Origin of the sequence: Mycolicibacterium austroafricanum, from assembly GCF_902705885.1 — a bacterium.
GTDB classification, from domain to species: domain Bacteria; phylum Actinomycetota; class Actinomycetes; order Mycobacteriales; family Mycobacteriaceae; genus Mycobacterium; species Mycobacterium vanbaalenii_A.
In genome coordinates, this window is the sequence record NZ_CACSIP010000001.1 from 443,820 (window position 1) to 465,217 (window position 21,398).

The window sequence follows — 21,398 nt, forward strand, 5'->3', positions numbered from 1 at the left end:
GGGTTTGGGAAGTGTTGTCACGACGAGTAGCCACGGTCGCCGCTGCAAATAGCTGAAGATGTTAATCGTCGCTAACGTCTAGCGCGTGGCAAGACCACGCGCGCCACTTGTCGGATGTTCTTATCCTCGATCCACCGATGAATTGGCTGGTCGTGGGGTGTCGGAATGAGGAAAGTGCCCTCTGAGCTGCGATGATGAGTGTTCTCTACGCACTTATCGGCACAACTCGGAAAGGCACTTCCGGTGCAAGTGTCCCATAGGTTCGCCGCATCGTCGGCGGTCTTCGATGATGAGCGTCTGGTGTCGTGCGCAGGCCTGGTACCGGTGATGGCCCTTGCCGAGCAGACCGGACTGTCATCGTCATTGGCCGACAAAGTTCGGTTCAGCTGCGAGCGGGTCAAGTCCGGTGCGGCCAATCCGTCGCCGAAGCTGACCACGCTGATCGCCGGGATGTGCACCGGCGCGGACAGCATCGACGACCTCGACGTAGTTCGTAGCGGCGGGATGAAGACCCTGTTCGGCGAGGTGTACGCCCCGTCGACCATCGGAACCTTGTTGCGGGAGTTCACCTTCGGCCATGCCCGGCAACTGGAGTCGGTGCTCAGTGAGCACGTGGGCGCTCTGTGCGAGCGTGTCGATCTGTTGCCCGGCGCCGACGGGCGGGTGTTCATCGACATCGACTCACTGCTGCGCCCGGTCTACGGCCAGGCCAAACAAGGTGCGAGCTACGGCCACACCAAAATCGCCGGCAAGCAGATCCTGCGCAAGGGTCTTTCCCCGTTGGTGACCACCATCAGCACCGAACACTGCGCTCCGGTGATCACCGGAGCACGACTGCGGGCGGGCAAGACCAACTCGGGCAAAGGCGCGGCCCGCATGATCGCCCAAGCCGTCGCCACCGCCCGCGGCGCCGGTGTCACCGGGCGCATCCTGGTGCGCGGCGACTCGGCCTACGGCAACAGCAGCGTGGTCACCGCCTGCCGCCGCGCCGGTGCCCGGTTCTCGCTGGTGCTGACCAAGACCGCCGCAGTCGTCGCGGCCATCGCCGACATCAATGACACCGCGTGGATCCCGGTGTGCTATCCCGCCGCGATCCCGACACCGGTGCCTGGATCTCCGATGCCGAAGTCGCCGAAACCACCTGCACCGCTTTCAGTTCCACGAAGACTCCGATCACGGCACGGTTGATCGTGCGCCGGGTCAAAGACGCCCGATACCCCGACGCCCTGTTCCCGGTCTGGCGATATCACCCGTTCTTCACCGACACCGACGAACCCGTCGACGTCGCTGACATCACTCACCGCCGCCACGCGATCATCGAAACCGTGTTCGCCGACCTCATCGACGGACCCCTGGCCCACATGCCCTCGGGACGTTTCGGGGCGAACTCTGCCTGGATACTGTGCGCGGCCATCGCCCACAACCTGCAGCGCGCCGCCGGCATCCTGGCCGGCGGTGCACACGCGGTGGCTCGCGGCGCCACCCTGCGCCGACGCCTCATCACCATCCCGGCCCGACTGGCCCGCCCCCAACGCCGACCCATCCTGCACCTACCAGCCCACTGGCCGTGGGCGACGCACTGGCTCCGATTGTGGCGCAACACCATCGGCCACAGCCCGCCAGCAACCGCCCCCACCTGACCAATCCGCCGAAAGGCCACGACCGGAGCACACAGGAAAAAGCTGGACAGACCAGCCGATACCCCCTGCTCACAGCCAGCAAGCGACCACCAAACCATTCCAGCCTCAGCCACGACAGCTCATCGGTGGATCAAGGCTTATGCCTCCTGGTTGTCTGGGCCGACAAGTCGCAACCTGCGCCACGACTCGCCTGTCGCCTTGCGCGATGGGTGCTTGAGCGTGTCTGACGTCGATGAGCTTCGGTGAATGGGTTGCTTCAGCTCCGTACGGCGGCGATCGACGACTCCACTCGATCAGCCTGCCCGCAGCAGAGCCCCGCGGCAGCGTCGAAACATGAATCGAACTCGGATTATCAGGCCGGGCGGCGCCGGATCGTCGCGCTGACCATCCTCAGATTCGGCGTGTTCGTCAGTAGACGGCACAGTTACGCAGCAAGGGCGTTCGCGGGACACGAACGACTAGGACCGCCCCAAGGCTTGTGTTGGGTTCAGTGCTACTTCGCCGAGCCAATAGCACATCAGTAGGGCGACCTCGACGTCTAATCGTTCCGCGGCGATCGGGCGACCGCGGCGCTCGAGTGCTCGATTTACGCGATACTTGACGGTATTGGCGTGTATCTGCAATTCGTTGGCGGCGGCTTTGAAGCTGGAACCGGCACGCAAGAACACCCTCAACGTGTCTCGTAGACGCTGGTCCGATGCAGTGTTCTGAGCCAACGGGCCCAGCACATCGTAAATCCATTCCTTCAGAGTCGCGTCATCGGTCATCAGCATCGAGGCCAGGGCCACACCGGGATCTCGTGCAGCGACGATCCGGTGCCGTGAGGAGCCGTCGGCTGCCACCGCGACCACACGGGCCTGCTCAGCCTGTCGGTAGGTGCGGCGGAAGCCTTCAATCCCCGGAAGTGGTTCACCGACGGAAAGTCTTGGGCCGTCAGGTTGAGCCCGGACGAAGTCGCGCAGCTGCGATAAATAGTCCGACGGGCGGTGAACCGTCATCCATGCGCATCCGACGAGGCGGTCGATGGAGAAGTAGACCGATTGCTTCGCTCCAGTGGCGGAGACCGCGTGTTGCATGAAGCGCTCCATGGCGATGAACTCGTCGGTGTCGGCGCCCGCATCTCGGTCGAGCCATACCATGAGAGCCACATGCGTTGCGCCCAAGAAGTACCTCATAGCCGACGACGCTTCGGTCAGGTCTACGTCGCGTCCGTTGAGGATGTCTCGAATGGCTTGTGCACGCAAACTTCGTCGGCGCTCGTCCCACTCCGCGCGTTCAGTCTGATATGTCTCCAAGACCTGCTCAGACATCCAGTCGATGTAGCGGAAAGACACACGGGTGATGTGTTCAATGAGCGCCAATTTCTCCTCGGGCGGTAGGTCCGCGCTCCGAAGGCCAGCGATGATGAGGTTCAATCCATACTGGTGCCCGAGCCTGTATGCCCGCAGCAGCGCGTTGACGGGTACCTCGCGTTGCGCCATCCTCCGGGCGTGTTCAAGGGCGGCCGTCGGTGACTCCATGCGGTCGAACGGGATCGAGTGACGGACGACGGAGAACCAAGTGTCTACGTTCGCGGCGACGGTGTCACTCAGTAGCTCTTTGAGCTGTTGATCGGCAGCGAGTTCGGCAACTTGCTCAATCAGAAGGCCATGTATGGACTCGGGCAATTCTCTGACGAGGTCGCCGAGGTCTCGGAATAGGTGATGAACCGCGTGACCGGGGGTGTCTTGAACTTCGGATGAATCAAGCACAGCTGCGACCGTACTCGATTACTTGTCTTTGCGAGACAACAGACGCCCGCAGGTTCGACCCTTCGAGACATACCGATCGCGGATCCGGGTATCTACGCTGTTAAGGAGCGGTGAGCCACGTTTTACCATTTCAGCAGCCGAACGAGGCATTGCTGTGGGCCACGGCGAACGGATGCGCGTGAAGAGGAAGGCGGAGGCATGAGTTGTCTGCTCGCAATAACCTTGTTTGCGGCCTTCGCGGCCGGAGCAGCCCCATTGCGAGGAACGATCAGCACCGCCCTGGCCGCAATAGACGACTTTCTCGATCGTTTCGGCCACGAAGTTTCCGGAACTGCTCATGCGAAGGAACGCCCGCCGCTCTGACGAGGTGGTCGAATCGGGCGCCGGATATGCCCGCCCGCCTCCCGCATACCGAAGCTGAAGCCTGGATAGCAGTAGGCTGTCCTCTGGACTCGCCCCCGGCCGTCGACTGACTCCAAGATCCCAACAGCAGCGCCGATCTGATCCGGGTCGCCCCGGCGGCGGGTGTGTTCGTCAAGGTGTGCGGGCACTGGTTCGGAGAACTCCGACCGCTCGATCCGACCTGGACAGCGCCCACCAGCAAAATGCTTCGGTTCGAATGATAATTCGGCCCAGGCGATGGTCGAACCATACGGTTTGGCATCGCTGCCTTCGGATGCGCCGATACTGCGCCGCCGGGGTTCCGTTCATGGAGGTAGTTCTGACACCTCGACAACGAACCAGAGTGGCCGGGCCGCGGCCATCGCAGGGCCCTGAAAGACGCTCAGTCCGACGAGTCGTTCAGCGTGCGGTCGAGAAAATCTGCGACTGCCGAAGTGAAGGCGTCGTTGTCGTCGCCCGCAACCATGTGGCCCGTGCCCGAAACGTCGACAGCCTCGGCGTGCGGTACGACTTCGAGGAACTCCTCGACCGACTGCTGCGACGTCACGTCGGAGTGAACGCCGCGAATGAGAAGCGTTGGTGCTCGCACGCGGCGGGCCCCTTCGATGAGAAGGTCGCTTATGGCGCCGAATTCTTTGGCACCAGTTGCTGGGTCGCCCTGCAGGAACTCGAAGTTGGAAGCTATGAACGCCGGATCCCATCGCCAGATCCACCGACCGTCGTCGCGCTGCTGCAAGACCTTTCGGAGACCGTCCAAGTTCTTGGGCCGAGCGCGATGCCGGTTGTACTGGGCAATGACGTCCGCGGCCGCGTCGAGCGTATCGAATCCGTCGGGATGGGCGCCCATGAAAGACACGACGCGGCGTGCTCCGTGAAACTCCATTCGCGGAGTTATGTCGACCAGTACGACGGCTCCCCACAGATCGGCAGGCGCCACCAAATGCGTTCCCAACACCGTCATGCCGCCCAAGGATGCGCCAACGACAGCTGGCGGGCGGCCATCGCTGGCATATCGGCGAATCGACAGCAGGTCGGATGCAAGTCGGTCGAGATCGTATCGACCATCGGGGTCCCACTCGCTGTCGCCGTGACCGCGGGCGTCGTAAGCGACGACGGTATACCCGCGCGCGTGTAAGCGGCGCGCGGTAGTCGCCCAGGCATGGCGGTTCTGTCCACCGCCGTGCAGCAGTATGACGACCGCGCGGGCGGATTCGTGTCGGTAGACATCGGCTGCAAGGGCGGTTCCGTCTTCGTTGCGGACGCGCTCGAACGTTGAGGTCATTTGCTGTGTCCTCGATGGTCGCCTTGGGCAGCGTTCTCGTTCCGCGACCGGATCACGAGGCGCTCTGGGCGACGACGGTCACTGTTCCCTGTGCGGCGCATACCGGGCGTCCCGTATTGGTGATGTCGATCCTGGCGACGCCGCTACGCTTCCCCAGCGCGATGATGTCGGCGACCGCAACGCAGACTCCACTGGACACCGGACGTAGGAGGTTCAGTTTGAATTCGGTTGTGGCCACCCATGACCCAGGTGGGATCACCGGATAGAACACCACGCCCAAGCAGTGGTCGACCATCGCTGACAGGCATCCGCCATGCAGAGTGCCGAAAGGAGTCAACAAATCGGCTCGGGCGTCCATTTCCACTACCAGTCTCCCGGCGGAGAACTCGATGTGGCGGAAGTCCAAGTACTTGGCGAGCCCTCCCGAGGTTCCCCCCGCGTGCTGGAGCTCCTCGGCTATTTGCTTGTTGAACTGGGGGAAGTCCATGGTCAGCGCCTCGTTTCGTTCAGCGATACCGATGCCATCGCTGAGACACTACTCCGCAGTTGTCGCAGCAATGCAACTGTGAGTGTCGGCCAGTAGCGCGGGAAGCAGGAATCGGCGCAAGAAAGCATCGATTCCTTCGGGGCTGCGGTGCCGGGGGCCGCGAACCGCGAGCAAGCTGAGGATGATGCGCAAAATCCATTCGGCGGCGTCATCGACCGAAACGCCGGCTTCGAGTTGATGCCAGTGTGCGGCGAACACGGGTCGCAGAAACTCGGCGACGAGTTCGAACAGCGCCACCGACGTTCCCTCGGCCAGTCCCACGCCGGCGAGTTCATCGTCGCTGGCGAAGAGCATGCCGATTATCGGTTCGCGGCGTGCCGCGCGCACCGTGACTGCAACGAAGTCCAATATGGCAGAGCCCAAGTCGGTGTGCGCCAAGATCCGTCCGCTGGTGCGGTGCAGGTAGCGTTCCGCTGCGCGGACGATGACACCGGATACGACGGATTCGCGACTAGCGAAGTAGCGATAGACCGTGGCGCGCGATACGCCCGCATGCCTGGCGATATCCTCCATCGTGGTGCCCGACAGCCCCTTGCCTTGCAGGCACGTTTCGGCGGCGTCGAGTAGGCGATCGCGCGCCATATCGCGGTTTCGCCCAGGAGTCGCGTCGCCCCGCCGCAACGATCTCTTCGTCACGGGTACGAGTATGCCCTGTCAAGGGACCCGCTCTGTCGAACACCCGCGGTTGTCGCATGGAAACGGATGTGACAATATCGCAGTCGTGTCGCATAGAAGACCTCGACGATGAGCGTGATCTGACCGTTGGCCATCCCACCACGCACTCCGGTTGTCGTCGGCGTCGGTGAACTGACACATCGCGGTGAAGGCACCGTCGATCCCATCGATTTGGCCGCCGAGGCCGCGCGTCGAGCGCTGCATGATGCTTCGGCCGCGATCGGGCATCGCATCGATACCGTGGCGACGCCCGGAATCTTGATGATCCCACGCGACAACCCCGCGTCGAGGATTGCCGAAGCGACTGGGCTGACGCCGGATCATCGCATCAGTTGTCCGGTCGGCGGCAACACCCCCCAGTATCTGGTCGAGGTCCTCGGCCGCCGCATTTGGCGCGGCGTCAGCGACGGGGCTCTGATCGTCGGAGCGGAAAGCGGCGCGTCAGCACGCAAAGTCGCATCCGGTAGCGCACTTTTGGAGCCCAAACCCATCGCAGCACAGGACGAGTCACTCGGTGACACCCGCCCGGGACTGAGCGAAGCCGAGGTGGGCGCCGGGTTACATTGGCCGCACGAGGTGTACCCGATCTTCGAATCCGCGATCGCGGCCCGATCAGGCCGCACATTCGACGAACAGCGCCGCTGGCTGGGTGACTTGATGGCTCCGTTCACGGTTGAGGCGTCCCGACATCTCGAGCAGGCCTGGTTTCCGCGTGCCCGTAGCGCAGACGAGCTCAGCACGGTCTCCCCGGCTAACCGGATGGTGTGCGAGCCGTATCCGAAGCTGCTCAACAGCATCATCGCCGTGGATATGGCTGCCGCTTTCGTGATCATGGCCGCCGAAGTCGCCGAGGAACTCGGAGTGCCCAGTGATCGTTGGGTCTTCCCGTGGTCGTCGGCCACATGCAACGACGTGTATTTCCCGGTTCAGCGGCCTGATCTGGGTCGTTCCGCCGGAATAAGGGCCGCCGGCAAGGCGGTATTGGCGGCCAGTGGACTTCACATCGACGACATTAGATGGTTTGATTTCTACTCTTGCTTTCCTTCCGCGGTCGAGGCGGCGATCGACGCCTTGGATCTCGACCCGGCGGATGACCGCGGGTTCACGGTGACCGGCGGACTGCCCTACCACGGAGGGCCGGGTAACAACTATGTCAGCCATTCGATCGTCGAGATGGTGCGACGCTGCAGGAGCGACCCGGACGCCGTCGGGCTCGTGTCCGGACTGGGCTGGTACATCACAAAGCACTCGCTGGGTCTGTGGTCGGCGACTCCACCGCCAACGGGATGGCAGACTCCGGACATGGCCGATGCGCAGTCTGCGATCGACGGCACCTCCCTCCCGGTCGCTTCTCCCGCCGACGCATCCGGAGAGGCGACCATAGATGGATACACGGTCGTGCACGACCGTGACCAAGGCCCCTCCTGGGTGCCGATTTTCGCGCGCATGACCGACGGCCGCCGCGTCGCGGCGCGCAGTGACGATGCCGAGGTGGCGGTGGCAATGTCACGAGACATGTGCGTCGGACACCAAGTCGCCGTGCGGCAGGCGGACGGACACGTCGAATTCGAACTGTCGTGAACGCCGACGCGCTCGTGCTGACCAAGCCGCGCACCCTTGAACGGCGGCATCTTCCGGTGCCGCGCATCGACGACGAGTCCGGTCTCCTGCGGATCGAGGCGTGCGGGCTCTGCGGAACCGACCACGAGCAGTTCAGCGGACACCTGCCGACGGGGTTCGCCTTCATCCCCGGACACGAGATCATCGGCGTCATCGAGGGAATCGGTGACGCCGCGCGCGAGCGTTGGGGCGTCTCGGTGGGTCAGCGAGTCGCCGTCGAGGTGTTCCGATCGTGTCGGGAGTGCGACTCGTGCGGCCGCGGCGAGTATCGCAGGTGCTCGAGCAACGGCCTCGCCACCATGTTCGGCTTCGTCGACGTGAACATCCCGCCCGGCCTGTGGGGAGGCTATGCAACCCACCTGCATCTGCCGTTCGATTCCATGCCGTTGCCGGTCCCGGACGGACTCGACCCGATCGTCGCGACGTTGTTCAATCCGCTTGGGGCAGGGATCAAATGGGCTGCCATGTTGCCCGAGACAAGCCCGGGCGACGTCGTCGCGGTCCTCGGACCAGGGATCCGCGGGATTTGTGCTGCCGTAGCCGCCAAGGAGGCCGGAGCGGCATTCGTCGCGATGACCGGGGTCGGCCCTCGCGACCGAACTCGGCTAGCCGCAGCCCACCAGTTCGGCGTGGACCTGACCATCGACGTCACCGAAGACGACCCGGCGCAGGCCCTGCAAATGGCGACCGGCCGGCTCGCAGATGTCGTCGTCGACGTCACCGCGAAGGCGCCAGCCGCATTCGCGGACGCCGTCGGACTCGCGCAGCCCGGCGGACGCGTGGTGGTCGCGGGCACACGCGGCGGCGGCGGAGCGCCGGGCTTCGAGCCAGACCTGCTCGTATTCAAGGAACTACGCATCTTCGGTTCGTTGGGGGTCGACTACCCCGCCTACCAGAGCGCCATCGAGCTGCTGGTCTCTAGGCGTTGGCCCTTCGAAGAATTGCACCGCGAGATCACCGGTTTCGCCGGCCTGCCCGGGCTGCTCGACCTTCTGGCCGGCAACGAGCCGGACCGGGTCCCCGCTCTGCACAACGTCTTTGTGCCGATCGCCTGACAGCGCCAACTAGCGCCCAACCGGAAGGATCCACCGTGAGCAGCCAAAGCCGGGTTGACATGCTTGCCCTGACAGATGCCCGCGAGCGCGCCGCTCAATGCGGGATTCCGGACGCCATGGCTGAACTGTCTGTTTTCAGGATCGCGCTTCATCAGCCCCCTGTAGCCGTCGCATTGCATGGAATGCTGGAGGCGTTGCTGTGGAAAGGCGCGCTGGATGCGCGGCTACGGGAGCTGATCATCATGCGAATCGGCTGGGTCACTGATTCGGTCTATGAGTGGACGCAACACTGGAGGGTTGCCCGCTTGCTCGATGTGCCCGAACGCGACCTGCTCGGGGTGCGCGACTGGCAGAACGCCGGCCACTTCGGCGAAGCCGAGCGGGCGGTACTGGCGGCGACAGACGAGACGTTGCGTGACGGCACCATCTCGGATGAAACCTGGGCTGAGTGTCAGCGCGCGTTGCACGGGGACCCGGCCGTCCTCGTCGAACTCGTCGCCGCGATCGGGAATTGGAGATTGTTCTCAGCGCTGCTGCGGTCCTTGCACGTGCCGCTAGAAGACGGCCTCGAAGGATGGCCCCCTGACGGAGTTCGACCCTCCGTTGACTGAAGGGTGATCGGCTCGCCATGTCGACTCCGTGCTATGACTCTGCCCCTAGCACCTGTTGGTCGGGATCTGACGATGTCGAACGGTCGGGCGGTTGCATCTGCAGACGGCGATTCCACCACCGAGGATTGCGCCGGGCCTGAAGACTGAGCCGACGGAATTCCATCCGCTGCAGTCGAAGGAGAACTGGAACACCCAGCAGCGGGACGATCGCACCACGGACCGCACCTCGGCGACCATTCTCCAGCAATCCGGCTACAGCACTGAGCCCCGAAATGTAAAGAATACCGTTGTAAGGCACCAGGATTGGGCCGCATAGTCCTTCGCACTCGGACAGGCTTGGCACACCAAATCTCCAGCGCTTCGGCCAGTGTATGAAGTGAGCCAACACGGTCGTCAGGAACAGGCCGTTCACAACACCGAGGACAGCCTCGTGACGCTTATCGGCACGTTCCGCCATGCGAAGTACTACTGCGGTGCTCATGCCCCAACCCGTCGCTGCCGGCACCGGACCAATCACCGACGCGAACGGCATCGCAACTCCGGACAGCAATTCGTAGAAGACATGCGCGCTCGCTGACACGGCGCCAACTTGTGTGCAGATTTGCCGGGACGTCTTCGGACGCTGACGGGACGGCGGTAATGGCCCTTCCGCCCGCATCAGCGGAATGCCTGAACGCGCGATGCGGCCACGGCGCAACGCACTTCTTCGTGAAGAGGTCGTTCCATATGGCGGCTTTCACCACAAAAGTACTTGTCGACCTACACGTTACTCCGTAGCTGTTGGCCGCCATCGGCGTCGAAGAGTTCCTTGGTCCAACGTTCGAGGATTTCTGCGCTATCCCAGTCGTCGGGATGGAACCCGGCGTGGGTGTAGGAACGGAAGCGCTCAATCGCTGCTCGGCTGAACAGCGGGTTATGACGGAAGGCTCGAAGGCTGCGCAGCAACCGCACCGGGTTGTAGGCGGCACGATCGCCGGCCAGAGAGCGGGTGGTCTGGATGACCAACTCGGTGAACAATAGGAGACTGGCGATCCGCATTCCCCAGACCCTGGTGCGTTCGCTTCCACCGACCGTCTCGTAGACATCGAAAGCGACGGCCTTGTGCTCGCATTCCTCCAGTGCGTGCCAAAGCAGAATCGGCCGCACCTCGGTGTAGCCGATCAGTTCTTGAGCTTCGTCGCTGGTGAGAATGATCTCGGCGAATGTCGCCGTGTAGTGCTCGAGGGCTGCCGTCACAGCCAGGCGCATCTTGGGAGAAAAACGCTTCTCGAGTCGGCCAACCAACTTCTTGATATGCCGATCGATCCCCTCGGTGGGATAGCCCATCGCTTGAAGGCGATCGTTGAGCAGCCGATGCTGGTGCCGGTGGGTGGCCTCTTGAGCGATGAATCCCTTGACCGCCTCCTTCAGGTCAGCGTCGCTGATGTGGTCCCGGTACTCGCGGACTGACCGGATGAAGAAGTCTTCGCCTTCGGGGAACGTGGCCGACAAGGTGGACACAAAGTGGCTCATCACCAAGTCGCCATCGACGAAGTGCTGCCGACTGGTCTCAGCAGGCATGTCGAATCGGACACGGCGGGGCTTCGGGACGACCCGCGTGGTGGGCCGTGTGGACGAATCGTCGCTCATGTTGTTCTCCTGTTGTCATGGGCACTGATGATCTGACTTTACGCCTAGTCAGAATTAGATGGCAAGCTATGCGTTGTGCGATCGGTGCGGGTGTACAGCGGGATGTCCGCCGAGGAGCGTCACCGGAACAGGCGCACGCGTCTCATCGAGGCCGCGATGGAGTTGATCGGCACGCACGGCGTTGCCGCCGCCACGGTGACTGCCGTATGCGCTGAGTCCGGCGTGACGTCACGCTACTTCTATCAGCATTTCCCTGACAGAGACGCCCTCTTGCGAGCTGTCTACCAGCAGCTCTACGCAACCTTCCAGGAGGTGATAGTTGACGCGATCCCCGATGCCGGCGCCCCACCCGAGGTGCTCGCGTACGCGCCGATCCGCGGGCTGGTCAGCATGATCAACAATGATCCTCGACTGGGTCGGATCTTGTTCGTGGAATCTGCAACGGAGCCGCTGCTTCGGGAGTTACGCAGCGACATGATGACCGGTTTCACCGACCTCGTATTGCGTGAGGCCAGACTTCACCTTGACATCGCCGACTCCGCAGTGGGCGTTGCCCATTTGGCCTCGACATTGGGTGTGGGTGGGTTATTCGAAGTCTTGCGCCGCTGGCTCGACGGAGAACTCGAGTTCACCACCGATGAACTCGTTCAGCACTGCGCAGGTTTCCTGGGCAGCCTCGGCAGCTATGTGCTGCTGCAGAACGCAGTCGAGTCGGCCACGACCAAAGCCAAACCTCAGAGTTAGCTTCTGGCGCCTCCCGGCCGCGCTTCGCGAATGTCGAGGTGCCTCCGCTTGCTTCATTCCGGACTGAACACATGAACGCCGCTGTACAACATTAGAGGCCAGCGTCGTCGACCAAATAACGTTCGGCGAGCGTCTCGGCAAGCCGACTCGTGTGCTCCACGATCTCCCCCTGGATGACGTCAAGCAAACCTGCATGCCATGCGGTGATCAATTCGACGAAGCCACCAACGGCCACCAGTGTGTCCATCCGAAGGGCGGTTTCATCGGCTTCCGGCCTCAGGTGTGGCTCACTGGCTGCGATCACCAGGTGTGTCGCCTCCTGCAGTGCGACAGCGCGCCGATCCTGAAGCGGGGAACTGCCCACGTGTTGAGCCAGTAGAATCTTCGCCCTGCCCGGATCCTCTGCAATCCGGTCGACCACCGCGGCGATGGTCACGCGGATGGTCTCCATCGGCGGCTGCCCGATGCGTTCTGCGAGCGTCGCAGAAACCTCACCGAGCATCTCGTTGCGCACGCCGTCCCATGCAGCGACAAGTAACTCGTCGCGGGTCTTGAAGTCTTCGTAGAAGTAACGGTCGTTCAGGCCGGTTTTGGCGCACACTCCTCTCATCGTGACTGCTGCCCAACCGCTTTCACTCCAGATTTCCGTCGCGGCATCAATGAGGCGCTGACGGCGCTCCGCCCGGCGTTCAGCACCGGTACGCCCGCCCCATCTCTTCGACCGCGTCCGCACATGTCCATCTTGGCAAGCCACAGTAGGTCGCAACACTTTGGTAGCATCCGCCCCCAATGGGGGCGCGTGCCACCATAGGACTCCGCGGAGGGCAGCGATTGACGATCAGAACGCTCAAACTTCGAGTTCTCAGAGACGTGGCAGCGGCTGTCGTCATTCCCGCCCCCAGCAGTGATCGTGCGGCACTGGCGACGGTGGCGGTAGGAGGCGCCCTGCACGCCGTGCAGGTATTCGCGGCCGACTGGCCCGCCGCAATCCCGTAGGGAGTCGACTCATGACGCTCTTGAGCGAGGCCCCCACCGGTCGCCGTCACCACTTGCACTACGTGCGGTAGCGTACCGATACCGGCAGTATCGCTACCAGTGGAGGCCAAGTGACCGACGGCAGTGCAGATGCCCCAAGCCAGGCCAAGCGGCCTGGTCGGCGCGCCAACGGATCCACCGACCCGGCCGACACTCGCGAGTACAGCGAACGGTTGGCGACCCTGGCCCGGTTCACCCTCCGACACAAAGCGCTCGTCATCGGGGTATGGCTAGGCGCCGCGGTGGTTCTCGCGCTGCTGTTCCCACAGCTGGAAACCGTGGTGCGCCAACAGTCGGTGGACCTCATTCCTCGCGACGCCCCGTCCTTGCAGACGGTTGACCGCATGAGCGCCGCGTTCGGCGAAGAAGGCTCGAAAACCATGGTGTTCGTCGCCATGGAAGACCCCACTGGCTTGACTCCAACTGCACGGCAGCGCTACGGCGAACTCGTGCGCCGGTTGCAGGCCGAGGGCGACCACGTCCTGCTGGTGCAGGACCTGCTGGCCGATCCGATTACCGAAGCTCAGGCAGTCAGCGCCGACCGCAAAGCCTGGTATCTGCCCGTCGGTGTCACCGGCACCCTCGGAGACCCCACGGCAGCCGAATCCTTGAACGCGGTGCGCGACATCGCCGCGGAGGTGTTCACCGGATCGACCACGACCGTCCAAGTGACGGGACCACCGGCGACCTTCAGCGACATGATCGCCTCCGCCGAGCACGACCTGCTGTTGATCTCGATCGCTACCGCCGGCGTGATCGCCCTGATCTTGCTGATCGTCTACCGGTCAGTGTTCACCGCGCTGTTGCCACTGCTGGTAATCGGGTTGAGCCTGGCGGTTGGGCGCGGCGTGCTATCCGCCCTCGGCGAGATGGGCATGCCGGTCTCCCAGTTCACCGTCGCATTCATGACGGCGATCCTGCTCGGCGCCGGAACTGATTACACAGTTTTTCTGATCAGCCGGTACCACGAGCAGCGCCGCGCCCAAGTACCCGCCGATCAGGCGATCATCCACGCCACCGCCAGCATCGGGCGCGTCATCCTGGCGTCCGCCGCCACCGTGGCACTCGCGTTCTTGGCCATGGTCTTCGCGCGGCTCAGCGTCTTCGCCGCCCTGGGCCCCGCGTGTGCCATCGCCGTGCTGTTCGGATTTCTGGCGACCGTCACCCTGCTGCCACCCGTGCTGTCGCTAGCCGCCAAACGCGGCATCGGTGAACCCAAATCCGATCGCACCCGCCGCTACTGGAACAGCGTCGCCGTCGCCGTGGTCCGCCGTCCGGTGCCACTGCTGATCGTCAGCCTGGCCATCCTGCTCGCCCTGTCGGCAGCCGCTGCGACCATCAAAATCAGCTACGACGACCGCAAGGGACAACCAGACACCACGGCCAGCAACCAGGGCTACCAACTTCTGGACCGCCACTTCCGCAAGGACGTCGTCATCAGCGAGTTCCTCGTCGTAGAGAACCCGACCGACATGCGGACCGGGAGGGGGCTGGCCGATCTCGACGAGATGGCCTCTCGCGTCTCCCAGATCCCCGGCGTCACCAGGGTGTCCGGAGTCACCCGCCCCACCGGGGAGCGCCTCGACCAAGCAGAACTGGCCTGGCAGAACGGCCAGATCGGCGAGAAAATGGCCGGCGCGGTCGCCGAGGGCAACTCACGCAAGGACGACCTCGCCAAACTCACCGGCGGCGCCGACCAGCTCGCCGACGGCCTCGCCCAACTCGATGGCACGGTGCGCACCGCCCTCGCGCCACTGGCCGGAATCCTCACCCAAGCTCAATCCGCGGGAACTCAGGTCAACCAGTTCCGCCCACTGCTGCAACAACTTTCCGCCACCGCCCCCGCCGTCGACCAAGCCATCCAATCCGGCCCAGGACTGCGACCGCTGGCCAACCAGGCGCAGAACGCGATCACCCAGCTCGATCCACTCGTGGGCGCGCTCAACACCTCACCGTGGTGTGCCGCCACCCCGCAGTGCGCCCAAATTCGTGACCAGGTGAAGATTTTGGTCAGCCTGCGCGACAGCGGATTCTTCGACCAGATCGCCGACCTCGGGGACCGCTACGATCCCGCGACCAATGCCACCGTTGGTGGCACCCTCTCCAACGTCCAGAACGCAGTCGCCTCGCTGGACAAGGCATTCGGAGCCCTCGGTGACCCCGCCGACCTAGCCACCAATCTCCGCCGATTGCAGGAGGGAATCGGACAGCTCGCCTCCGGCGCTCAAGCACTCGCGACCGGTGTCCGCACCCTCGCCGACAGCAACATCGAAATGCTGTCCGGTATGAGCCAGATCGCCACCCAACTACAGAATTCCTCACGCGCAGCGGCGGACTCCGACTCCTCGAGCGGTTTCTACTTGCCCGCTAATGCATTCGAGAACCGGCAATTCACCGATGTTGCCAAGCAATTCCTCTCACCGGACGGCAAGACCGCGCGGTTCATGATCGAAAGCAGCCACGACCCTTACAGCGTCGAAGCCATGGAGCTCGCCAGCCGCATCACCGACACCGCCAACACCGCACGACCCAACACGTCGCTCGCCGACGCCACCGTATCCGTCGCCGGCTTCCCCGCCGTCAACTCCGATATCCAACGATTCCTATGGGCCGACTTCGCACAACTGGCCGTCGCCACCATAATCATCGTCGGCGTCATCCTGGTCCTACTGCTGCGCGCACTCCTGGCACCGCTCTACCTCTTAGGCACCGTCGTGCTCAACTACCTCGCCTCGCTCGGCATCGGCGTTGTGGTATTCCAATGGGGACTGGGCTACGAAATCGCTTGGCCCGTACCATTACTGGCATTCATCATCCTCGTCGCCGTCGGCGCCGACTACAACATGCTGCTCGTCTCACGGCTCCGCGAAGAATCCGGGACCAACATCCGCGTCGGCGTCCTGCGCACCGTGGCAAACACCGGAGCCGTCATCACCTCAGCTGGTCTGATATTCGCCGCCAGCATGTTCGGCCTCATGGTCGGCTCAGTCGCAATCATGATCCAAGCCGGCCTCATCATCGGCTTCGGATTGCTGCTCGATACCTTCCTCGTGCGCACCCTCACCGTGCCCGCCATCGCCACACTTCTACGCGAAGCCAGCTGGTGGCCTTCCAAAGCAACGCGGACCCCAGTAGCTGACACCGCCACGCAGAAATAAGGAGCAACGCACTACTAGTGGAAGCGAGGAATGCGAGGAACGCGAGGTCCATTCGCAGACGTGATCTTTGGTTGCGGATCCGTCGTGATCTGGTGTTGCAAGCCCGTCGAGTAAGCGTCCAAACTGACATCCTGATTTCAAGGTTCCCGCTCTCGGTAAATCAAAGGCGGCCTTGACCACCAAGGTGTCTCAGTCCGCAGGCAGTCCGCAGTAGATTTTCGCGACTCCTGCGCGCGCCAACCCACCCAATGCAGCTGAGCTGGGAAAACTTACGCGGGCCAACGTACCCAACGTCATCAAAACCCCAGGTGGCGTGGTTCGGGACGAAGAGGTCGTGGGTTCGAATCCCGCCACCCCGACTCGTGTGATCGCAGAGGCCCTGATCCGTAGTTCGGTCAGGGCTTTCTTGCTGTCCAGTCCGCGAGCTAGTCCGCAGTAGATTCGCGCGGGCGTTCGAGCGCGCCCCGCCTCGCGTCGTCCAGCGCGGCCGCCACTATCTCCAGATCATCAGGAAACAGGTCCGCGTAGGTGTCGACGAAGGGCACCTGCACGGCCTCGTCGCGAGACTCATGTCGCGAGGCGTTGCTCAGGCCTCGACCACAGATCCTCATGTCCGGCAAAACGCAGGTACCGCTGTGGAGTAGTTGTCAAGACCTGTGGATTGACGTGGCGAGGCTGCCGCCGATTCCGGTGCGGGCGGCCTTCTCGCGAGCAAGGTTCGCTATGGGGCGGTAGTGGTCAGGCTGTCGAGGATGGCTTGGGCTGAGTGTTGGGCTTGGCGCTGGCGGTCGGGGCCCGTGATGCCTTGTAGGTGAAACGCCCAGTGGGCCTCGAAGAGGCAGGCCAGTCCGTAGGCGGCTGAACTGATCTCGTCCGGACTTGCGGAGGGGTACTGATCGGCTAATTGTTGTTCGAGTTCGGGTAGCCACCGCCGTGCCCATAGCGCGTGCAGTCGTTGCCGCACATGAGGATCGCGCGCACCCAGGGCGACCAACTCGCTCCACACCACCAAGTCCTCTCTGCTGTGATACGCGCCCGGGGCGAACATCGTATGAATGCGGCGCAATAGCTTCTCGTCGTTGTCGACGCGCAGCATCGCGGTGCCGTAGGCGGCGACAGCCTCGTCGACGAACGCTTGGATCAGGCTGTCGCGGCTGCCGAAATAGTGCAGCACCAACGTGCGCTGCATCCCGGCCGCAGCGGCGACTTGCGACAGGGTGGTGTTGGCCAGACCGTCGCGGGCGACCACCGTGGCCGTGGCCCGCAAGATTTCGGCGATCCGTTCCCGGGCCTTGCTCGGCCGCCCGACTTTGTTTACTGTCACGACAGTCAGCTTATCAACGAGGGGCGGATCGGATGAGGATTTTGGCGTTGGGCGGCGCCGGTGAGATGGGCGCTGTCGCTGCCCGTGTCCTGGCCGACGACGAGAGGGTGACCGGGCTGGTCGTGGCCGACCTTGACCAGCAGCGTGCCGCCGCGGTCGCGGACACTTTGGGTTCGAAGGTGTCAGCGCGGGGGCTGGATGTCACCGACCATCCCGCCCTGATGGCCGCGATGCGCGATTGCGATCTGGTCGTCAACACCGTGGGCCCGTTCTTCCGGTTCGGGGTGCCGACCCTGGCGACGGCCATCGAAACCGGACGCGACTACGTCGATATCTGCGACGATCCGCAGCCCACCCTGGAGATGCTCGCAATGGGCGAGCGCGCCAAGGCCGCCGGAGTGACAGCATTGATCGGGATGGGCGCCAGCCCTGGCATCGCCAACCTGCTCGCCGTGCTTGCCGGACGTCAACTCGACACTGTCGAGACGATGTTGACCGGATGGAATGTTGTTGCGGCACAACCCGGCCCGGGCGCCGACCATCAAACCAGTGCCGCGCTGCTACACGCGATGCGCCAAATCAGCGGTACCATCCCGCTCACCCGCGACGGCACAGTGGTGCAGCGACCCGCCTTGGAACAGATCAGGTTCGACTACCCCGGTATCGGGCCGGGGATTGGGCGCAGCTTTGGGCACCCCGAGGCGGTCACCCTCAACCGAGCGTTTCCCGAGCTGTGTGACAACACCAACATCGTCGTCGGCGACCGAGCCACCCTGGCTGGACTTTCGACGCTGCGCCGGGCTATCGACCGCCGCATCGTGTCTGCCCAGCGGGCTGCCCGGCTCGCTGGCTGGACCGAGCGCCTGATCCCAGCCAACCCCGCCAGCATCATCAAACCCGGCGGCATGCCACCCCTTTTCGCCATTGCCACCGGCCGCCGCGACAACCAGCCCGCCACAGTTGCCACCGCGCTCGCGCAGATCCCTGGCCTGTCCATGGCCGCCAACACCGGCATCCCCCTAGCTGTTGCCGCGCCTCTAGTCGCCGCCAGTGCTCGCCCCGGCGTGCACACCCCCGAAATCCTGCTCGACCCCACCGCGTTCTTCGCCGACCTATCCCGGCACTGCATCGGCAACCCGCAACCGCACGCGATGACCGCCACCACCCGCTCCTGGGAATCACCACACGCCGCTGCCGTGGCCCTAAACACCTCGCTTCTCACGGCGTTCCTCGCACCACCCGCCCACACTCTTAGCGGCTGACCCGAATGCCCGGGTCTGTCCGGAACCCTTGTATGAGTGGCGGTTTCGCTAGCCTCGGTTGGCGAGTTGCGCGGCATGAACGCAACGCGCTGGCATTAGCATTCGCCGACCGAATGCCCGACCGCGTGCCGGCAGTCCTCGTTGCCTCCGGGGGCGGTCAGGCTCTAGGTAATTGGATCGGCGGTCCAAATTGGTGCACAGCCGACCCCTCCGGCTGCATTAATCTGACCACCATGGAAGTCGACCCGGAGATTCTGCGTGCCTTCGCCGGGCAGGTCGATAACGCCGCGGCGCTGATCCGCGAGGCCGATGTCGGGGCCAAGGTGGCCACCGCGGCCGACGGCCTGGACGGTTCGACCACCCAGTGGGCGGCCCGACTCGTCGGCGCCCACGTCAAGGAGATCGCCGACCACATCGCCACCCAGGTCGGCGACATGGGCACCGCAGTGCGCGGCGCGGGAAACAGCTACGAGGTGACCGACGACGAACTCGCCGGCAGCTTCGAAGGAATCTTCTGACCCGTGTTGCCGTCTCGTTCCCGGTTGGAGCGCTGGAATCCCGATTCGCTGGCTTTCACCGGACAAGCGGTCAAGGACAGCGGCCGAGCTGTCGCCGGAGCAGTCACCACGATGAGCAACAACATCGACACCATGCCCGAGACCAGAGCGTGGTCGGGTGACGCGCACGCCGCCGCCTCCAAGATGCTCGGCCGTGCCGCGGAGGCCGCCAGCGCCTTGGCGGCCTACACCAAGGCCGTCGGCGCAGCCTTCCGGGACGGCGCCGGCACCATCGGCGAAGCGCGGACAGCATTGCTGAACAAGGCCGACGAGATCGACACGAGCGGCCAGTTGCACGTCAGCGACCAGTGGGTGGTCTTGATCACCGGCGCCGCGATGACCGCCGAACAGGCGGCGGCGCTGGAGCGACGCGCGCAAGCCGAACAGATCACCGTCAACGGGTTGCTGCTCGCGGTGGGCGCCGCCGACGACGACACCGCCGCCGCGGTGACCGCCGCCGCCAAGAAGCACGGATTCGAAGCACCCGATCCCACCGGACTGGACAACCTGCTTCCCGGAATGCCGAGGCCCAGCGACGAGGTGCCCAGTCCGGCCGCAGCGACCGGACTGATGCAGCAGGCCATGCTGCGTGACATCGACATGTCACAAACGATCCGAGACACGGCGGTGGAAGTCGACGGCGACACCACCACCACAACGCACACCATGCAAGATGGCAGCAAGCAAGTGGTGACCGAGGACAACGAGTACCGGTGGGACCGTGGCCCTACCTTGCGCGTCACCCACTACGACAACGATGGGAACTTCTTGTCGCAGACCAGCACTGTCACGTGGAAGGATTCGACGACCTATTCACTCCGAGGTGCCACAACGACGAGTACACGGCTTGCGGACGGCACGCTCTTAGAGTCCCATCGGTGGCCGAACGGCAGGACCGAAGCCAAGGTCTACACACCCGATGGGCGGGAAGGCGACATCCCGATCGAGATTCTCAGTAACCCCCCTACCGCCATCGCGGGCGGTGCTCTCACCGGTTTGGAGCGATACGTCGGACAGGGTGGGTCCATCCCGGGCTTGAGCGCGGACGCACTCAAGAATGTCGGCGTAGGAGCGAAGTTCGCCGGCCCTGCCGTCGGGATCGCTGAGACGTTGTTCAATGTCGCCGGCGCGCAAAGTGCTTTCGAGCGGTGCGTTGACACCTACACCGGTGCCGGATCTGTCGCGGGCGGATTCGCCCCTCTGCTCGTTCCAGGCGCAGGCTGGATTACGGCAGGCATCATGTCGATCGGTGGCTCGCAAGTGGTCGGCGCATTCGGCACCTTTCTCGGAAATCAGTTCTGCTCGCGATGACGAACGCCCGCGATGCCGCCTTATTCGGTTTTCTCAGCGCATGCGTAATTATGTTCGCCTGGTGGGGTATTGGGGCTATCTCCGATGGCAACCCCTTCTCCTCAGTGATCGCATTTCTCTTCAGCGGCGCCTTCTTTTTCTTCGCGGTCCAGTGGGCGGTCATGAGATGGATGGCTGATCCCCGGGGCGAGTGCAGTCTTACTGGGACGACCATCAGGCCGAGAAGACTATTCGATGTCCTTTCCCTGATCTGGATCGGCGGCGCCACCTTTGGCGCCCTGCTCTATATCGTTGTTTCATTCTTCGACGTCGTCGACATACCCACATACCGGTCCTCCTTGGCTTGGGCCATGGTCTTCGTATTCGTGGCAGGCGTGGCAACGCTGTGGCGCATGATCGCTCACGGCGGCGACTGCTATCTGCGCTTGACTCCCGACCGCTGCGAAGTGTGGAACGGGCCGTGGCTGGCATTCCGGCGCGCCAAGTGGGAGGACATCGAGCAGATCCTGGATCACCCAGTGCGTCGCAAACTCCGTGGCAGAGAGTTGATCGTGCTGGTGCTGCCCGAGGGCAGAAGCGCCACCCTGCTCTCAGACTGTGTCACCGGCAACAGCGACTCCCTTCGTGAGTGGGTGCGGTTCTATTGGCAGCACCCCGAATTCCGCGACGAACTCGTCGACCGCCGCGGCCTGCAGCGTCTCCAGGACGAGAAGTTCACCGTGGAATGACATTGGCAAAGCACTTGTCTGGCCTACCGCGTCGGATTCGAGGTCATCAATTCCGCGCGGCGACAGC

At 63.7% G+C, this 21,398-nt stretch carries 18 protein-coding genes and 1 pseudogene; 10 read left to right on the forward strand and 9 right to left on the reverse strand.

Features of this window, described 5'->3' with window-relative positions:
* Positions 1-243 precede the first annotated feature (243 nt).
* Positions 244-1,640, forward strand: a pseudogene (locus BEMPMBAN_RS02215) (IS1380 family transposase).
* A 458-nt stretch (positions 1,641-2,098) separates the two neighbouring features.
* Here BEMPMBAN_RS02215 and BEMPMBAN_RS02220 read toward each other — a convergent pair.
* The 5 genes from BEMPMBAN_RS02220 to BEMPMBAN_RS02240 form a co-directional block, all read right to left on the reverse strand.
* Positions 2,099-3,391: a PucR family transcriptional regulator gene (locus tag BEMPMBAN_RS02220; RefSeq protein ID WP_078290120.1), complete on the reverse strand. Its 1,293-nt coding sequence runs from the start codon at positions 3,389-3,391 to the stop codon at positions 2,099-2,101.
* 18 nt (positions 3,392-3,409) lie between these two features.
* Complete coding sequence (locus BEMPMBAN_RS02225) at positions 3,410-3,709, reverse strand: hypothetical protein (protein ID WP_131805205.1); 300 nt, start codon at positions 3,707-3,709, stop codon at positions 3,410-3,412.
* Between the two features lie 466 nt (positions 3,710-4,175).
* Entirely contained in the window at positions 4,176-5,075 is a 900-nt protein-coding gene (locus BEMPMBAN_RS02230) for an alpha/beta fold hydrolase (RefSeq protein ID WP_011895462.1), read from the reverse strand.
* 52 nt (positions 5,076-5,127) lie between these two features.
* Complete coding sequence (locus tag BEMPMBAN_RS02235) at positions 5,128-5,562, reverse strand: PaaI family thioesterase (RefSeq protein ID WP_011895463.1); 435 nt, start codon at positions 5,560-5,562, stop codon at positions 5,128-5,130.
* Positions 5,563-5,610: 48 nt separating this feature from the next.
* A complete protein-coding gene (locus BEMPMBAN_RS02240; RefSeq protein ID WP_011895464.1) occupies positions 5,611-6,204 on the reverse strand; it encodes a TetR/AcrR family transcriptional regulator in 594 nt (197 codons plus the stop codon).
* A gap of 180 nt (positions 6,205-6,384) precedes the next feature.
* On the opposite strand from BEMPMBAN_RS02240, the gene BEMPMBAN_RS02245 reads away from it, so the two are divergent.
* From BEMPMBAN_RS02245 to BEMPMBAN_RS02255, 3 genes are read left to right on the forward strand one after another with little or no spacing between them, the layout of a single operon-like run.
* Positions 6,385-7,878 (forward strand): acetyl-CoA acetyltransferase, encoded by a 1,494-nt coding sequence (locus BEMPMBAN_RS02245; RefSeq protein WP_067992167.1) that lies wholly within the window; start codon positions 6,385-6,387, stop codon positions 7,876-7,878.
* Positions 7,875-8,972, forward strand: a complete 1,098-nt coding sequence (locus BEMPMBAN_RS02250) for a zinc-dependent alcohol dehydrogenase (protein ID WP_067992164.1) — start codon at positions 7,875-7,877, stop codon at positions 8,970-8,972. Before BEMPMBAN_RS02245 ends, BEMPMBAN_RS02250 begins: the two co-directional genes overlap by 4 nt.
* A 35-nt stretch (positions 8,973-9,007) precedes the next feature.
* Positions 9,008-9,583, forward strand: a complete 576-nt coding sequence (locus BEMPMBAN_RS02255) for a carboxymuconolactone decarboxylase family protein (protein ID WP_041800308.1) — start codon at positions 9,008-9,010, stop codon at positions 9,581-9,583.
* Between the two features lie 31 nt (positions 9,584-9,614).
* Here BEMPMBAN_RS02255 and BEMPMBAN_RS02260 read toward each other — a convergent pair whose 3' ends face one another.
* Positions 9,615-10,163 carry a hypothetical protein gene (locus BEMPMBAN_RS02260; protein ID WP_052537336.1) on the reverse strand — a complete coding sequence of 183 codons (549 nt, stop codon included), beginning with the start codon at positions 10,161-10,163 and terminating at the stop codon, positions 9,615-9,617.
* 179 nt (positions 10,164-10,342) lie between these two features.
* Positions 10,343-11,212, reverse strand: coding sequence for a metal-dependent hydrolase (locus BEMPMBAN_RS02265; RefSeq protein WP_011895469.1), 870 nt, complete (start codon positions 11,210-11,212; stop codon positions 10,343-10,345).
* 75 nt (positions 11,213-11,287) lie between these two features.
* On the opposite strand from BEMPMBAN_RS02265, the gene BEMPMBAN_RS02270 reads away from it, so the two are divergent.
* Complete coding sequence (locus BEMPMBAN_RS02270; RefSeq protein ID WP_232783764.1) at positions 11,288-11,956, forward strand: TetR/AcrR family transcriptional regulator; 669 nt, start codon at positions 11,288-11,290, stop codon at positions 11,954-11,956.
* A gap of 91 nt (positions 11,957-12,047) precedes the next feature.
* Here BEMPMBAN_RS02270 and BEMPMBAN_RS02275 read toward each other — a convergent pair whose 3' ends face one another.
* A complete protein-coding gene (locus tag BEMPMBAN_RS02275) occupies positions 12,048-12,689 on the reverse strand; it encodes a TetR/AcrR family transcriptional regulator (RefSeq protein ID WP_085981140.1) in 642 nt (213 codons plus the stop codon).
* Between the two features lie 373 nt (positions 12,690-13,062).
* On the opposite strand from BEMPMBAN_RS02275, the gene BEMPMBAN_RS02280 reads away from it, so the two are divergent.
* The gene (locus tag BEMPMBAN_RS02280; RefSeq protein WP_067992162.1) at positions 13,063-16,149 is read left to right on the forward strand and encodes an MMPL/RND family transporter; all 3,087 of its coding nucleotides are present in this window, start codon (positions 13,063-13,065) and stop codon (positions 16,147-16,149) included.
* 721 nt (positions 16,150-16,870) lie between these two features.
* On the opposite strand, the gene BEMPMBAN_RS02285 is transcribed toward BEMPMBAN_RS02280, so the two are convergent.
* Complete coding sequence (locus tag BEMPMBAN_RS02285) at positions 16,871-17,473, reverse strand: TetR/AcrR family transcriptional regulator (RefSeq protein WP_159228729.1); 603 nt, start codon at positions 17,471-17,473, stop codon at positions 16,871-16,873.
* A gap of 32 nt (positions 17,474-17,505) precedes the next feature.
* On the opposite strand from BEMPMBAN_RS02285, the gene BEMPMBAN_RS02290 reads away from it, so the two are divergent.
* The 4 genes from BEMPMBAN_RS02290 to BEMPMBAN_RS02305 all read left to right on the forward strand — a co-directional run bounded on the left by BEMPMBAN_RS02290 (position 17,506) and on the right by BEMPMBAN_RS02305 (position 21,331).
* A complete protein-coding gene (locus BEMPMBAN_RS02290) occupies positions 17,506-18,735 on the forward strand; it encodes a saccharopine dehydrogenase family protein (RefSeq protein ID WP_159228730.1) in 1,230 nt (409 codons plus the stop codon).
* A gap of 233 nt (positions 18,736-18,968) precedes the next feature.
* Positions 18,969-19,253, forward strand: coding sequence for a type VII secretion target (locus tag BEMPMBAN_RS02295; protein ID WP_159228731.1), 285 nt, complete (start codon positions 18,969-18,971; stop codon positions 19,251-19,253).
* Between the two features lie 3 nt (positions 19,254-19,256).
* Positions 19,257-20,603 (forward strand): hypothetical protein, encoded by a 1,347-nt coding sequence (locus BEMPMBAN_RS02300; protein ID WP_159228732.1) that lies wholly within the window; start codon positions 19,257-19,259, stop codon positions 20,601-20,603.
* Positions 20,600-21,331, forward strand: a complete 732-nt coding sequence (locus BEMPMBAN_RS02305; protein ID WP_159228733.1) for a hypothetical protein — start codon at positions 20,600-20,602, stop codon at positions 21,329-21,331. The genes BEMPMBAN_RS02300 and BEMPMBAN_RS02305 overlap by 4 nt, the downstream gene beginning before the upstream one ends.
* Positions 21,332-21,398 lie beyond the last annotated feature (67 nt).

Excerpts from the sequence above, each read along its gene's own strand:
- BEMPMBAN_RS02230 (WP_011895462.1), bottom strand. The coding sequence starts at position 5,075 with ATGACCTCAACGTTCGAGCGCGTCCGCAACGAAGACGGAACCGCCCTT.
- BEMPMBAN_RS02235 (WP_011895463.1), bottom strand. The coding sequence starts at position 5,562 with ATGGACTTCCCCCAGTTCAACAAGCAAATAGCCGAGGAGCTCCAGCAC.
- BEMPMBAN_RS02240 (WP_011895464.1), bottom strand. The coding sequence starts at position 6,204 with ATGGCGCGCGATCGCCTACTCGACGCCGCCGAAACGTGCCTGCAAGGC.
- BEMPMBAN_RS02265 (WP_011895469.1), bottom strand. The coding sequence starts at position 11,212 with ATGAGCGACGATTCGTCCACACGGCCCACCACGCGGGTCGTCCCGAAG.
- BEMPMBAN_RS02290 (WP_159228730.1), top strand. The coding sequence starts at position 17,506 with ATGAGGATTTTGGCGTTGGGCGGCGCCGGTGAGATGGGCGCTGTCGCT.
- BEMPMBAN_RS02295 (WP_159228731.1), top strand. The coding sequence starts at position 18,969 with ATGGAAGTCGACCCGGAGATTCTGCGTGCCTTCGCCGGGCAGGTCGAT.
- BEMPMBAN_RS02305 (WP_159228733.1), top strand. The coding sequence starts at position 20,600 with ATGACGAACGCCCGCGATGCCGCCTTATTCGGTTTTCTCAGCGCATGC.